The organism is Streptomyces sp. enrichment culture, from assembly GCF_964272895.1.
Classification (GTDB): Bacteria; Actinomycetota; Actinomycetes; order Streptomycetales; family Streptomycetaceae; genus Streptomyces.
Map to the genome: position 1 here is coordinate 1 of NZ_OZ186832.1, position 15,037 is coordinate 15,037.

8 protein-coding genes and 1 pseudogene are annotated in these 15,037 nt (G+C 66.2%); 3 read left to right on the plus strand and 6 right to left on the minus strand.

All coding sequences use genetic code 11. The features are described 5' to 3' along the window. Positions 1-496 precede the first annotated feature (496 nt). On the plus strand, positions 497-1,360 hold the full coding sequence (locus ACSU6M_RS00005) for a helicase associated domain-containing protein (RefSeq protein ID WP_437065873.1): 864 nt from the start codon (positions 497-499) through the stop codon (positions 1,358-1,360). Positions 1,361-1,480: 120 nt separating this feature from the next. Here the strand turns inward: ACSU6M_RS00005 and ACSU6M_RS00010 are convergent, their stop codons facing one another. Then, the gene (locus ACSU6M_RS00010; RefSeq protein WP_437065875.1) at positions 1,481-2,251 is read right to left on the minus strand and encodes a transposase; all 771 of its coding nucleotides are present in this window, start codon (positions 2,249-2,251) and stop codon (positions 1,481-1,483) included. Between the two features lie 72 nt (positions 2,252-2,323). On the opposite strand from ACSU6M_RS00010, the gene ACSU6M_RS00015 reads away from it, so the two are divergent. Together ACSU6M_RS00015 and ACSU6M_RS00020 are read left to right on the plus strand one after the other, a co-directional pair. After that, positions 2,324-2,707: a hypothetical protein gene (locus ACSU6M_RS00015; protein WP_437065877.1), complete on the plus strand. Its 384-nt coding sequence runs from the start codon at positions 2,324-2,326 to the stop codon at positions 2,705-2,707. A 143-nt stretch (positions 2,708-2,850) separates the two neighbouring features. Beyond that, the gene (locus ACSU6M_RS00020; RefSeq protein ID WP_437065879.1) at positions 2,851-3,036 is read left to right on the plus strand and encodes a hypothetical protein; all 186 of its coding nucleotides are present in this window, start codon (positions 2,851-2,853) and stop codon (positions 3,034-3,036) included. 997 nt (positions 3,037-4,033) lie between these two features. Here ACSU6M_RS00020 and ACSU6M_RS00025 read toward each other — a convergent pair. The 5 genes and pseudogenes from ACSU6M_RS00025 to ACSU6M_RS00045 form a co-directional block, all read right to left on the minus strand. After that, a complete protein-coding gene (locus tag ACSU6M_RS00025; protein ID WP_437075459.1) occupies positions 4,034-4,615 on the minus strand; it encodes a hypothetical protein in 582 nt (193 codons plus the stop codon). A gap of 797 nt (positions 4,616-5,412) precedes the next feature. Next, positions 5,413-6,112, minus strand: a pseudogene (locus ACSU6M_RS00030) (hypothetical protein); the annotation flags it as partial. A 3,432-nt stretch (positions 6,113-9,544) separates the two neighbouring features. Continuing rightward, entirely contained in the window at positions 9,545-10,141 is a 597-nt protein-coding gene (locus ACSU6M_RS00035) for a hypothetical protein (protein WP_437065881.1), read from the minus strand. 858 nt (positions 10,142-10,999) lie between these two features. After that, positions 11,000-12,736, minus strand: a complete 1,737-nt coding sequence (locus ACSU6M_RS00040) for a LamG domain-containing protein (RefSeq protein ID WP_437065882.1) — start codon at positions 12,734-12,736, stop codon at positions 11,000-11,002. Positions 12,737-12,958: 222 nt separating this feature from the next. Continuing rightward, positions 12,959-14,704, minus strand: coding sequence for a hypothetical protein (locus tag ACSU6M_RS00045; RefSeq protein ID WP_437065883.1), 1,746 nt, complete (start codon positions 14,702-14,704; stop codon positions 12,959-12,961). Positions 14,705-15,037: the final 333 nt, after the last annotated feature.

Here is a 15,037-nt window from a genome sequence, read left to right on the forward strand (position 1 = left end):
GACGCGCCCTGCGTATCCGGCCCGGCGAAGGGAAAATTGCGTCCTTGGTCGTGCCGGTGTTCCTCGCACCAGGTGAAGAGCCCGATGAAATGCTCACCTCACCGGCCTACGGCACCCTCGCCAAGGTCCTCGGTGCGTTGCGGGCGCATGACAGTGACACCATCGAAGCCCTCGCCGACCCCCGCCCCCGCACCGGCCACCGCGGCAGTCTCGAACACAGCGAGCGCGGTGCACGCTTCACGGATCGCGGGGACGGCCAGGCCCTCGAAGACCAGGTTCCGGGCCTCGAGGAGGAGGCTCTAGTCGAAGAGGAGAGCACGGTCACGGGGAGCCGGGCGGCGGCCCAGCTGCTGCGGTTCAGCGAGGAACGCGATCCCGCCCTCCTGGCCCAGTTCGTGCAACTGCGGGTCATCGACCCCGAGAACACCTACTGGCGCCGATCGGCATCCAGGCCGCCACAAGGTGGCTCCGCGAAACCGGCAACACGCAGCTACGCGTGCCCCAGGACTACCGGGCCCCCGACCAGTGGGCCGGCACCGCCGGGTTCCCGCTCGGGGTATGGATCGCCGACCAACGCCGCTACTACAACGCCGGTGACCTCGACGCGGGGCGCGTCGAGCAGCTCGAGGCCCTGGGGATGGTCTGGTCCCACCACGACATCGCCTGGGAACAGGGCATTGCCGTCGCCCGCTCGTACACCGCCGCCCACGGACACTTCCTCCCACCCACCAACGCCGTATGGGAAGGCTTCCCCATCGGCGTATGGGCCAAGAACCAACGCGCCGCCGCCCGCAGAACTTTGCACAACGCTGAACGACGCGCTGCGGGCGAGACAGTGCCCTCCGGGGCCGGGGAGCCTCCTGACAGCCGTATGGAGGCCCTCGAAGCCCTCGATCCGGCCTGGTGCCCTACCGGATGGGACATCGCCTGGCAACGCACCTTCCACCTCACCCGCACCCACCTCGCCGCCGGCGGCACCCTCCCACACAACCCAGGCCAGATCATCGCCCAAGGCGAAGACCTCGGAGCCTGGGTCAAGGCGCAGCGGCACGCATGGGACACACTCCTGCCCGCCCAGCAATGGCTCCTCAAAAGCGTCCTCGGACTCCAACCCGCCGAAGACGAGGCGGAACAGCCCAAACGACGATCACAAGACGAACGATGGAACGCCAGCATCACCGCCGCACGACAGTTCTACGAGCGCGAAGGCCACCTCGTCGTACCCAGACACCACACCGAACACCTCGACGACGGCACCCAGGTACGCCTCGGCACATGGCTCAACAACGTCAAACGCCGAACCGCAGGACTCACAGAGGCCCGCCGCGCAGACCTGAAGCAGCTCGGGGTGAAGTGGTAGCCGGGTCGTCAAACGATGTCCAGGGCCCGTTGCGAAAGTGCTGGCAGTGGCTGCTGTGGTTGAGTAAGTGTTGTCCCGTAAATGATCTCGGCATGCTGGTTGACCAGCGTTGTTTCCCGGTCATCCGGCAATGGTGAGGGTGTGGAGCCGGGCGATGCCGAGCATGGCGTAGTGAACCCCGTTGCCTTTCAGGCGGCAGTCGCGGAGGATTTTCCAGGTCTTCATGCGGGCGAAGGCGTGCTCGATGCGGGCGCGGACCTTTCGGTGCGAACGGTTGTGCTCTTCTTTCCAGGCCGGGAGTTCGGCCTGGCCGCGTTCACGACGGTGCGGGATGACCAGACCGGTGCCGCGGTAGCCGCCGTCCGCGATCACCGTGGTGTGGCCGACGGTGTTCTTCGCGCCAGACGATTCCCACGCCTTGCAGTCGTTGCGGTTGCCGGTCACTGGCCGGCCGACGGCGACGACGAGCCGAGTGTCCGCGTCGATGACGACCTGGTGGTTGGTGGAGTACCGGTAGTTCTTCGACTGCTCGGCGATGCTGTGGTCGCGGGTGGGCACCAAGGTGCCGTCCACAATCAGCACGGTGTCCTTGCGGAACCTTCTGCGGGGCTGGAACGCGAGCGACGGGCCGAGGTCGTCGATGATGCGGTCGGCCGCCGACTTCGACACCCCGAACAGCGGCGCCAATTGGCGCAGTGTGAGGTTCGTGCGCCAGTAGGCGGCGACCAGCAACACTCGGTCCTCCAGTGGCAGGCTCCAGGGCCGGCCTTTGCGGATCGGGTCGGCGCCCTCGCGCCGCAGCGCGGTGACCAGCTTGCCGAACTGCCGAGGGCTCAGCCCAGTGAACGGGGCTATCCAGGAGGACTCCGACGCCGTGATCACACCAGCCACAGCGAGATCATTTCAGTTGCTGGTGGCCTTCCCTGAGGCCGATCCTGTGTGCACGGTCAATGAGGAGGACATGTGGGGCTCGTTCTGTTCCCAGGAGACGATGACACCAGCAGCCCAGACGTCTCGTGGTCCTACACCGGCTTCGGAGTGTTCCGGCGGTGGCTGGCACAGGCCGAGGGGTTCGCACTGGACGAGATGCACGGCTTCGGCGGACAGCGCCCTTGGAACGACGTCTGCACCACCCTGGCACCACTCCTCAATCATCCCGATGATGACGGCCCCGACCTCACTCCGGCCCAGTGCGCCAAGATCCTGCCCCGCCTGCAGGAGATCGCCGAACAGTCCCAAGGCGGAAGCACCGACCCACTGCTCCAACGGCACATAGACGACGCCCGCCAGTTGGTGGTCGTCCTGCAGCTCTGCATCGAGAAGGACGTCGACCTCCTCTTCGGCTGACGCCGGTGGACAGTACCGGCTCGCTCCGACCAGCAGTTACGGGACAGCCATTAGTTCGAGGTGAAGGAGGGCTGGGGTGACATCTCGGCTGCCCTTAGCTATGGCAAGGTTCGGCAGTACTGCCCGGCCTTGTAACCGCCGAGATGCTCGCCCAGGCCATATCGATCGGCCTGGGCGAGGCGGAGGACCTCGACTGGAAGCGCGACGCCGACGGCGTCAAGGACAACCGAGAGAACGCCAATGATTGCGCCGCGCTGGCCAACGCACGCGGCGGGCTCATCATCACCGGCGTGGGAGAGGACGGTGCCGACATGCCGCTGAACTCCTAGGCGTGGAGAATGACCGTGCCAAAAGCCTCCTAGGCGTGGAGAATGACCGTGCCAAAAGCCTCGTCGGCAGGTTCCGACAGGTGGCCGGTTCGGGACGATGTCGATGCGGCCAGGGAGGCTGGGACGATACTGGTCGAGACGGCGAGGGTGGCTCGGGCAGCGTTCCCGAACGGGGAGCTCGGGGTGCTCTGTTAACCGATGAGTGTTCCTCGAGCTGATTCCGGCGCGGGGCTAGCCGTCGTGGCCGCCGGGACGGTTCACACCCCGGAGCCGTGGGAACCCGGCGCCCACTCGATGCGCCACCAGCATGCCCGCAAGCGGAAATCTCCCCTCTGCAGGAGCAGAAAGGGTCCGTCAACAAGCTGACGAACCCTCTGCAAGGTCGAGGTTAGAGTGGCAGTGCCGGGCCCTTGAGAGTGATGCAGGCATTGTCGTGCCCCAGCACAGTTCACTGGGGGAAGTTTCCCCGTGATCTTGGACACGGGGAAACTTCAGTGCGGTGTGGGCCTCTCACCCCTGCAGCAAGGTGACTCGTTCATCGCAGGATGAGGGCGCGCCCCTCCCCTCCCTGCGTAGCCCAGAGAACCGTCCTACCCTCGGACTCACCGGCCCACAGAGTGGCAGAGCAGCCATCTTCGAACCGAATCAATACGGATGTGGAGCCACCATCTTCGATCGTGCTCCAGCTACCATCACCCGACTTCCGCTGGATTCCATCCGAAGGACACTGGAAGTACCTAAGCTGGAGCCTGGACGCCGAGAAGGCATCGTTCGCCTTCAGGACCAACTGTTCCCCTTCGCCAGTCCACTCGCGCACCAATGACCCACTTTGGACTATCTTCCCTTCCGGATATGTTCCGTAGTCGGTGGAGGCGTAGCAGCTGGACACGCCGACGATTGCGACGCACGACAGCGCTGCCCACCTCAAAACTGCTTCCCCTCGCTTGCGCATGGCGTCTGACTGTGTCGATGCTCGGTCACGTACCCGTCCTGTCCATCACATGGGAATCATCACACGGAAGGTGATCGTCATGAAGTGCGATTGCATCGCGCTTCCCGACGTGAAGGGTCGACTCGCTACGATCCCATCATGATCATAGCGCTGCACCATTCGGTCTGCAGCAGTGCCATAACCAGTCGCTATGTGCGCGAATGAGGACATCGTCATGTTGTTCTCGATCGTTATCCTTGCCTGGATACCTGTCGTGTTCGCGCGAAGGATCTTGTAACGCGCCGTATATGAGCCTAGAACCGCGGTCGCCGTATTGTGGTCTCCGGTCGCGATGGACCACTGATCGGCTAGAAATTGTTTGATTTTACCCGCCGTGTCCTTGCTTCCGATGAAGTACGGCTCGAGATCGCCCTCTAGCTCACCCCGCATCCATAGACGCTGAATACTCTGGCGCTGCGCGGCCGTGATGTCGCTCATAGCAACCTGTTGGGCAACGCGGCTGTCGTCACCGTAGGTGGTGGAACCGTCGAGGAGCCCGGCGGCCCACTTCAGACCGATCGTCCGAAGGTCATCGTCGCCTCCGCCCAGGATTGCGTCCTCGGGATTGCAGCTGAGCAGAACAGGCACAACGGCGCAGTCCCGCGCCTTGAGGTAGTCGGGGTGCGCGATGCCGGGGGGTATGTAGGGCAGGTTGGACGGTCCGGGGCCGACGTCGGGGCCGGGTGAGTATCCGCACAGGGCGAGCGGAACGACACCGCACGTAGGCGATCCTGTCGGCTGGCCCGGACTACCTGCGCTTGCGGTGCCGCCACCCCCCTGGCTGGGAGCGGGACCATCGCTTCCCCTGCTGTCGCCGTAGTTGAGGCCATTGCCGGAGTCGTCCGGTCCCTCGGGCATGGGGTCGCCGTCGTCCGGGCATCCGTATGCCCCGCCATTACCACAGTCAAGGGCCATACCGCTGGGGTCGGAGAAGGTGGCCGGGTTCTGGGCGGTGTAGGAGTAGCCGTTGACTGTTTGGTGCTTGTCGAGTTCCAGGAGCGGGTCGACGCTGATGAATGGCCGATGGCCGGATCGTATTCTCGGGCCCCGATGTGTGTCAGGCCGGTTGTGCTGTCGGCCGGCTTGCCCAGGAAGGCCTTGTCGTCGGGCCAGGTGCCGGGGCTGGTGCCACGCGGGGCGCCGAACGGGGTCGTGTAGCGCTTCGTGAAGGTGAAGGTGCCTGCTTCCATGGCGACGTTGGAGGTGCCGTGGTGGTCGGAGGCCAGGAAGCTGAGCTTCGAGCCCGTGACGCCCGAGGTCGCCGTGCGGACGGCGATGGTCTGGCCGTTCGCGGTGTAGTAGCGGGTGCCGCTGAGGGTCTTGGTTGTGCCCTTAACAGTGAGGCGGACTTCGGTGTCGCCGAGGTAGAGGATGGTGTCGCCGTCGCCCGTGGCCCTGCGGATGAGCAGGTCGCCGTTGGCGTCGTAGAGGTAGCCGGTTTGCTTGGTGCCTTCCGTCAGCTTGGACAGCTCACCCTCGGCGTTCCACTCCATGGTCTGGCCGTCGCGGCGGTAGCGGGTGCCGCTGAGGGTCTTGGTTGTGCCCTTAACAGTGAGGCGGACTTCGGTGTCGCCGAGGTAGAGGATGGTGTCGCCGTCGCCCGGTCTGCTGTGCGGTCGGTCCGGGGCGGGAGGTGGTGTTTCCGCTGCTGTCGTAGGTGTAGCTAGCGGTTCGGGCGCCGGTGGTCTTGTCGAGTGTGTGGGGTTTGGTGTCCTTGGTGGTGTCGTTGTAGGTGTACGTCGTGGTCGCGTCGCCGGTCGACGTGTGCTTTATCTCGGTCGCGCGCTGGCCTGCCTGGTTGTAGGTGTAGGAGGTCCAGTAGGGGGCCGAGCCGTCGATGCTGGCGACGGTGCGTCCGGTTGCTGCGCAGTCGGCGGTCTTGGGGGTCCAGGCTTCGGTCATGCGGCTGTAGCCGTCGTAGGTGAAGCACTGGTGGTCGGGCTTGGCGGTGCCGCCGAGTGTGGTGGTGTCGAAAATGGATGTGACGTTGCCGGCGTCGTCCTGGGTGAAGGTGAGGTCCTGCAGCGGGTAGCTGTGGATGTCGTCGGTGACCTGGATTCCGGTGAGGCGGCGGGTGCCGTTCTCGCCGGACACGCCGTCGGTGCCGAGCCTGAGGAGTTGGTGATGTATGCCTGCTTGCCGGACACGCCGTCGGTGCCGAGCCTGAGCTGGCGGAGGTCGCCTTGGGGGGAGAACGCAGCTCCCTGCAGGTAGCCGGTGGTTCCCTTCGAAGTGAGCTGCTGGCCGGTGGCGTTGTAGGTGTAGGAGACGATCTCGGACGGCAGGCCGCCCACGGCCGGTGAGCCGGTCTGGCTCACGGTGCCGTCAATCCGGTAGGCGGCAGTGAACTTCAGTGGCGTCGTTCCCAGTTGTGCCTTGAGCGGATCACCGTCGGGGAGGAGGAGTTCGCTGCTGGTGACGTTGTAGAGGGTGTCGTAGGCGTTGATCCTCTTGGTGTACGCCTTGCCGGTAGCGACGGCACCGCCGTCGTAGCGGGTGGCTTCGTAGGGCTGTCCCTTGGCGGTGGTGTCGAAGGTCCAGGCGGCGAGCTGGTTGGCAGCCGTCTTGTCCTTCTGCCACATGCCGGTCTTGCGGCCGAGTTCGTCGTAGCCGTACAGCAGCTTCTTGCTGTCGTCGGCGTTCGGGGTGGTGCTGATGACCTGGTCGAGGTCGTTGTATTGGGTGGCTGTGCTGCCCTTGTCGGGGTCGGTGGTGGCGACCTGGCGGCCGAACAGGTCGTAGGTGTAAGTCCACTTGGACTGATCGGGGCCGGTGATGGTCTTCTGCTGGCCGGCCGGGTGGTAGGTGAAACCGGTGGTCGTGTACTGCGTGCCGGTCGGCTGCGGGCCCGCGTATTCCCGGCGTTCGATCACCTGGCCGAGCGCGTTGGTGACGACGGCTGTGGCCTGGCCGCCGTTGGGAGCGCTGGAGGAGACCGTATCTCCGGTGTAGGTGGTGGTGGTCGTCCAGCGGGTGGCGCCGTAGATCTTCGTTTCGGCCTTGATGGCACGGCCGGCGCCATCGTATGTGGTGTCCGTCTGGATGGGTGCCTGGCCGCCGTAAGTCTCGGCTGCGTTTGGTTCGGGCAGAGTGGTGCTGTCCCAGATGTCGTTGTGCTGGCTGACAGCCATACCGCGCGTGTCGTAGAGGGTCACCGTGATCAGGCGGCCGCCCTGAGGGGTCGGTGACTGGGTCTGACGGGGGCGCAGCTGAGAGTCGTAGAAAGCGTAAGTGGTGTTGTAGCCGGTCGCGTCTCCCTTGAGGGTGCTGGTGGACACCCATGACATGTCGGTGCTGGTGACGTTGTAGGCGTAGACGTAGTTGGGAGTCTTGCCCAGGGCCTTGAGGCGGTTGGGCAGCCAGACCTTGGTCAGGCGTCCGAGGCTGTCGTACTCGGACTCGGTGACCTTGCCGTTCGGGTCGGTGACCTTGGTCGTCGCGCCGGTGGCGAAGTCGACCGTGGTGGTGGTCTTGTGGGCCTTGACGTTCTCGACTGCGGTGGCGGTCAGCGGGCCTGTGGCTGCCGGGGTGTAGGTGGTGCTGGCGACCAGTTGGCCGTTGGTGTCCTTGACGGTCAGGGTGCGGCCGAGGGTGTCGTAGCTGGTCGGTGACCTTGTGGCAACCTTCTGCCACAGGGGGGCGTCGTCGGTGCCGTAGCCCTTGGCTCGGCCGGCCCAGGTCGCCTCGCCCTTGGTGGGCCGCTGGGTTGCGGACCAGGCGGTGGCGGTGGGGTTGTCGTAGACGGTGGCGATGTCAGTGATGACGTCACCGGGGCGGGCTGAGTCCGCGGGCAGGTCCAGGCTCGTGTCGGTGGTCGCACAGGTCTTGGCGACGGTGCGACTGCGGGAGACGAGGGCGTTGATGCCTGCGCTGTCGTTGCGGGCGTACCAGGTGCGGGTGCACTTCTCGTCGCCGGTGACGGCTTCGTCGCCTTCGTCTTCGACGGTCTCCGCCATGCCGTAGTCGTCGTAGGTCGTTCTGACGGTACGGATCCGGTCTCGGGGTGTGATGCCACTGGTGATGTTGGTGCGGGTGTGGGTGGCCGCGGTGCGGACGTAGTAGGCCTCGGTGTCCGCGTACGACTTGTGCTGGGTCGCTGTGCGCTTGGACCAGGGGTCGTTGACCGTGCCGCCTACTTCGGTGCTGCCGTTGTAGGTGACGGTCTCGCGGGTGAATCCGGCGTACTGGTCGAGGTCGGTGATCTCTGCGGCCTTGATGCCGGTGACGGTGGCGGTCTTACGGGCGGTCGGGTCGGGGGTCTTGCCGTCGGGGCCCAGGACACGGTCGCCGTGCATGCCGCGCATGAAGACAGTGACGGTCTTGCTCTGGGTGCCGGTGGAAACGCCGGTGAGGTGGGTGACGCGCTCGAAGCCGCGCCAGATGGACCAGGTGCGTTCCTTGGCAGGGGTCAGCGGGTCCTCGTTGTAGTGCCAGGCACCGCCGGTTGACGGGTAGTGGTAGGAGTGCTGTACGGCGAGGCCGCCGCCTTCAGGGTCGGTGACGGAGACGGCGCTGACCGGGTACTTCTGGAACCAGTCGAGGATGGGTTCCTGTTCGCCGTTGGGTGACCAGTACACCGGGTAGCAGCGCTTGGTGTTGGTGTCGACCTTGGGCATGGTCTGGCCGTAGGCGCAGTCGGCGGGCAGGTAGGTGACGATCGTCTGGGCGCCGGTTTCGGAGGTGACGGTCTTCAGCCGCGGCCGGTGCAGCGGCAAGATGTTGTCGGGGCCGTCGACGCGGTTGGCCATCATCTCGTGACCGAACTTGACCGGGTCCAGGGAGAGGTCGGTGCCGCGCTTGCCGGTGTGACGGATTTCTTCCAGCCACAACGACTGGTCGGCAGTGTCCCCTGTGTCGCCTGGATCGAGGTAGCGCTGCTTGAGCGCCCATGCATCGACGGGTTCGTAAGCCGGGGTGGCGGCGTTCGCGTTCCAGGCGTAGGTGGTGATGGCAGTCAGGCGCTTGCGGGTGAAGAACGTCGGCCCGGTGTTGCCGGTGCACTTCACGTCGGCCTTGCACACCGCGTCGAACGGCACGTCGGGCCAGTTGTCGCGCGTCGTTTCGGTGAGCGCGTCGCAGCCGGTGCCGGTGGCCTCGCAGCGTTCGTCGTAGCTGAAGACGACCTTGTTCGAAGCTGCCGGAGTGGCAGTGAACAGGGCACCGAGGCGCTGGCCGTAGCGGATTTCCCGTAGGTAGCCGCCGCGCACGTACTCGGTGCCGATGGTGTCGTCACCGAGCTTGTCGTAGTGGTTGGTTTCGGCGGTGTACCAGTAGGAGCTGGCGTTGCCGTGGGTGTCTTCGACGTAGTCGAGGTTCCATCGCCATGCCTGGGTCCTGGCGCGGCTGGAGAAGGTGGTGCCGTCTTCGAAGCCGGGTTCCTTGTCGTCATCACCGAAGACCGGGACCGTCCAGACGGAGTTGGTGCGGTCGTCCGTTCCCGCGCCTTCGAGCTTGTTCAGGCCGAAAACGTATTTGGTGCCGTTGCCGGTGATGACGGTCCAGTACTCGCCATCGTCATCACCGTTCTGAACGCCGTTGCCCTGGATGACGGTGGAGGCGTCGTCGTTCTTGAGCCGCCAGACGCCTTCTGTGTCCTTGACCGTTGACCAGTTCGGTGGCCTTGCCGTTCAGGACGAGGGAGGCATTGTCGTACTTCCAGCACAAGTCGTGCTTGTCAGTCTGGCCGTCGTCGTCGCAGGAGCCGTACTTGCGCTCGATGTAGGACGAGGTGATCTCGAAGCCCTCGCCTACCTGGCTGGCCTGGTTGTTGGTGGTGGCGGTGCGCCCGTCGACGTTGCCGGAGTCGTAGGAGATCGCGAGGCTAGGCTGAGGGCCTGCCGCGGCTGGGGGGACTCGCAGGGGGTAGGACCAGGTGAAGGTCCCCGAGCCGCCGCCTGCTTCCCAGGTGGAGGACGAGGACAGCGGGGTGGCCTTGTAATCGCCGGCACCCGACTGGGCGCCGGCGGCCAGTGCCAGCATCATCGGCTCGCTGCGGGCCGGCATGCTCAGCGTGCTCGTGACGTTCTGCTGGACGCGGTCGTTGGTGGAGGCCAGTTCGGTGCGGGTCCGCAGGCGTCCGGCCCAGTCACCCCCGTATGCGGCGAAAGCCAGCACGCCTTGGCTGGGCTGGTGTCGGCACAGTCGGGCAGGCGGAACATCCGCAGGCGTCCGGCCCAGTCACCCCCGTATGCGGACGCGAAAGCCGAGTAATTCACGCCGAGGCGGGCCTTGCCACCGGCAGGGGCCGTGATCTTGAGCACTACGCCCTTGACGCCCAGTGCGGTCGCGTCCCTGTGGTCCAAGACCTCAACGACAAGGGACTTCGCCTTCTTGCCCTTGGCGGGGGCGGCGGCCGTAACGGGCAGAGATCCTGCTGCCGTCCTCGCAGTGACCTGGGCTGCCAGGTCCAAGGTTGCCTTGCCTGCTGTGGGCCAAACGGTGGCGTGCTGCTGGTCACGGCGGGCACGCTCGGCCGCCGTGCGGTCAGCCTGGGCGACCTTGTTCACGATCGCCGCGGTTCTCTTGTCCGCCTTCGCGCTGAAGGGGGTGACCTTGGCCGAGCGGGGCGACGGGGGTGAGCAGGCCGGGGAGCAGCGCCAGGCCGGTGAGGATGGCCAGGCGCCTGGTCCAGCGTCTGCTGCTTCCGCTCCCGCGGCCCGGACCGGGCCGGGGTATGCCGAAGGGATTCACGTGATGTCTTCCTGACTCGAGCCAGGCAGCACTGCGCCTGGCCATGGACAAGAGGGGATCGCCGTGCCGCGAGCGCACGGCAAGGGTGAGGACTGTGCAGGCGACAGACGTATTGGCGTCTGTCGCCCTCACAGCGGGCGGGCAAAGCTCAGATGCGGACCGGGTTCAGGACCTGGGAGCTGACCTGATCAGCCGTCATCGCGCCAGTCCACACGCGCAGACTCTCCACTCCGCCGGGCAGGTAGTTTCCGGTGGTGCCAGCCGCAGTTCCACGGCCCAGGCTCACCTCTCCGCTGCCCTGCTCGACGGGGCTGGTGAAGCCGGCACCCAGTCACTGGACATCGTCACGACCTCCGGCACGACGGCACTCTGCGCAGGTGCCTGCTCGACGAACAGGCGCAGCTTGCCGTCCTGGGCATCGAAGACCCCCGTGACGGCCACCCAGTCACTGGACATCGTCACGACCTCCGGCACGACGGCACTCTGCGTGGCCGTTCCGTCGGAGCCCACAGCGGTGCGGGTGAACTCCCATAGGTACGTGGTTTCAGACGGTTTGGTCACCCACAGCGCCCACGACGACTCCCCGCCCAGACGCTGTCCGGCTATCTGAGCCCGGTATCCGACCGGCTTACTCGCCAGGCCTGCCGCGTCCAACCGCAGCTTGGCGGCAACGGTGAAGGAACCCGTCTCGTCGACCACCGGCCCTGCGGCGGAGGCGTAACTGGCTGTGCCGTCCAGGAACAGCGCGTTGTCCTCCTCGTTGATCACCGTACCGGACACCGTCATGGCGGGCACCGGGTAGGCCGAGAGTTCCCGCATCTGTGTGCCCGTGGCTGTGGTGGCGTCCCAATGGGCGACGAGTTCGTTGCAGCACCCGGGCTTCCCCGTTCTGCAGCACCCGGGCTGGTAAGAGCTGTAGGCGCCTGCGAGCTGCTCAGGGGCCATGAAGCGCTGCCATACGGCGACCTCGTCGATCAGACCGACGTGGTAAGAGCTGTAGGCGCCGGCGGACTTGAAGCGGCCGAACTGCAGTCCGCCGGTGGCTGTCCAGGGGGTGTAGGTGCTGGCCGTCTGGGACAGGACGACCGGCTGGCCCTGGGGGCGGCCGTTGATGAACAGCTGGATGGTGTCGTTGGCGGGATCGGTGTCGGGGAGGTTGTCGTCGCCTTCTGTCTTGAACACGCCCGCGACGTGGGTCCACACATTCAGCTGCGGACTCTCCTGGTCTGCCACCGACCGGATATAGGCGGGGCTGGCCACGTCCTTGTCCGTGCGGTTGAACACCCACTTCTTCGCGGCGCTCGAGTAGTACAGCGCGAAGGCACTGCCGTTGGTGCCGGGGGCCGACAGCACGACCCGGTTGGCGGAGGCGTCGGTCAGCTGCACCCAAGCGGAGACGGTGAACGAGTCACGGGTGTTGACCGCGGGTGCGGATGTGGCCGCGTAGCCGGTCTGTGTAGGAACCGTTGTGTAGTCGTTCAGGCGCAGGGAAGAGTCCCCGCGGGTGTTGACCGCGGGTGCGGATGTGGCCGCGTAGCCGGTCTGTGTAGGAACCGTTGTGTAGTCGTTCAGGCGCAGGGAAGAGTCGTCTTCCCCGCGGCGCGCCTGGTCGGACCATCCCGTCCCGCTGCCGGTCAGAGTGGCGTGGTGTCGGGTGGTGCCCTCCTCGGCGGTGTCGGTGGCGGTCGTCGTAGCAGCACCCGGAACCATGTGCCAGCGCCCCACGGCACCCGACGCAGGGGCCACCTTGAAGATGAACTCCTGCCAGGCGCCCAGGCGGTACGCGTCCTTGGCTCTCACGGAGAGCACCTGGGTGCCTGCCAGCGGTGGGGTTACGTTGTTCACTGTCGTCGAGAGGGTGGATCCGCGGGGCACGCTCTTGGCCGGGGTGGACAGCAATTTCCACTCGTAAGCCGTGACATCGGTGGTGCCGTTGATGATGTCGGCGGTGTTCGGCTCGAAGCGGAACGTTCCGGGTATGCCCGGGCCGCCCTTGCCCTCACAGACCGTGGAGCACAAGGTGTAAGGGGAGACCGACGTGATCCGCGGCGCCTTTGGCGCGGTGGAGCATCCACGGTGTAAGGGGAGACCGACGTGATCCGCGGCGCCTTTGGCGCGGTCGCATCCACCTTGAAGTAGCACCAGGAGCTGTAGGAGGACCACAGGTCGCCAGGGACGGTGTTGTAGGTCCAGTGCGACTGGGTACGCGCCTTCACCCGGTACATGTACCCGTCGGCAAGCTCAGCCGTTTCCATCCTCTCCACGGTGTTGTCCGGATCCCAGCCGGCATCCGGGCTGTGGCCCGTCCAGATCTGGCGCCAGATGTTGTCGGTGCCGCGCCGCTCCAGGGCGAACTCGGCCTGCAACAGGGCGCCGGACGTCGAGGGGACCTGGGTCTGCACCCGTGCCTGAACCTTCGGTGTCTCCATCGTGACGACGAGAGGGTCGGCGGACGGGTCGCAGTATGCGGTCGTGCCGGTGCCAGGGATGATCCCGACGTTGGTCGGGACACCGGGCTTGTAGGCGTAGATGACCTGCAGTTCGGCGTTGTCGTCGAACCGTTTCCAGGCGCGCGGCTCGGTCTCGTCGTGGGCGCGCAGCATCAGCGTGAGGCGGCTGAAGGAGCCGCTGGCGAAGGAGCGGACGGTGCTGGTGCTGGCGAAGGAGCGGACGGTTCTCGTCCGTCTCGCCGGCATTGTCGTTGAACTCGATCCACGCGTCAGGCTGGTCGGGTGAGCACAGGGTGCCGCGGCCGGCGGACACGGAGCGGTCGCCCAGGTGGTCGAGCTGGGATGGTCCGGGCCAGCTGGTGGCTTCGGAGATGTTGTTGGTGCGCTTGAGGTCGACGGTGTGGGCGTCGCAGTTGAAGGACCAGGTCTCGCGGGCTCGGAAGGTGGCGTCCAGGATGTGCTTGCCGGACAGGGCGGTGGGGGCGAACTCGAAGTACATGCGGTCGATGTAGCCGCCGCCGCAGTAGTAGCCGTCCGCGCTGCCGCACTTGCCGACGCCCTTGTCGCCGTCGAACATCCAGAACTTGTCGCCGTCGGAGGAGATCTTGGTGCGTTCCTGCGCGCCGAGGCCGACCGGCGGGTCGATGTAGACGGGGTAGACGGTGTCCGGGCCGCGCAGCAGGTCGAGGTCGGGCTGCACGGTGATGGAGCCGTCCTGGACCTGCACGGGCAGGATCGCGCTGGCGTCTCCGTCGCCGGGTTGCGCCGGGTCTTCGGGCTCGCCTTCGCCGGTTTCGCCTTCGCTGGTTTCGGCGGTGGTGGAGGCGCGCATCAGCTGGGGCTGGGTGCCTGATTCGGTGTCACCGGCGGAGTCCCACATCTGGCCTGCGGGCCCGCGGAAGATGGCGTTGCCGTCGTCGTCGAGGGCGCGCAGGCCGCCGCCGGCGCCCGGGACCACCGTCAGCCCGTCACCGCGGGCCGTGAGCTCCACCTGTTCGAGCGCGGGGTTCTGTGCGGCCTGGGGCGTCTTGACGACCAGGACTTCGCGGTAACCCTCGGCGGTGGCGGTCAGCTGCAGGTCCACGCCGTCGAGCACGTTTGGGTAGGTGGCCGTCGCACCGTCAAGGACCGGTGATGGGAGGGTGTTGGCCCAGCCCAGGGTGAGGGACCGGCCGTCCTTGCCCAGACGCAGCATGTCGGCGCCTGAGCCGCCACCGGAGAACGACAGGTCGACCACCGCCCCCTTCGGGGCGATACGCCCATCCGAGCGCCGCTCGAGCGTGGGGTCAACCTGTCCCCAGGTGCCGTCGTCCTGCTTGACGCGCTGGGGAGTTGTGGACTGTGTCAGCGTGAGTGTGCCGTCGGGATTGGCGTGCGTGGTGGTGTACTCGCTGCGCGCCGCCGTCACCTCCACCTGCTGCCCGGAGGCCTTCGCCTGCGCTATCGCGGTGGCCTCGTCGACCACGCTCGTGGACGTCTCAGCCGCGGCTGCGGAACCGGCCGTCGCCGGTATCGGCAGCACGGGCAGCGCCGTCACCACCAGCGAGGCGGCAACAAGGCCCCCCAACACCCCTGCTCTTGTTATTCGCGCCCGCCGTACCGGCGCCCCACCCCGCCAAACTTTCACAGATCCCATCTCCAGGACACATAGCTCTCACAGAATGCAGAGAGTAAAAGCGGGGTCACTGATTCGGGTCAATCAGGTGTGGTGCAGGTCACGAAAAGATGTCCGAATATGCCCTGACCAGCCGAAACGCGTTCCCTGACGCTCCACCAGACGATCAACTAGATGTCCGGACATTACGTGCTTCAGCCCGCTTCCCGGGTGAAGCAACCAGTTCCGGCCGCTCCTCATGCGCCCGCGAATACC

Excerpts from the sequence above, each read along its gene's own strand:
- ACSU6M_RS00020 (WP_437065879.1), top strand. The coding sequence starts at position 2,851 with ATGCTCGCCCAGGCCATATCGATCGGCCTGGGCGAGGCGGAGGACCTC.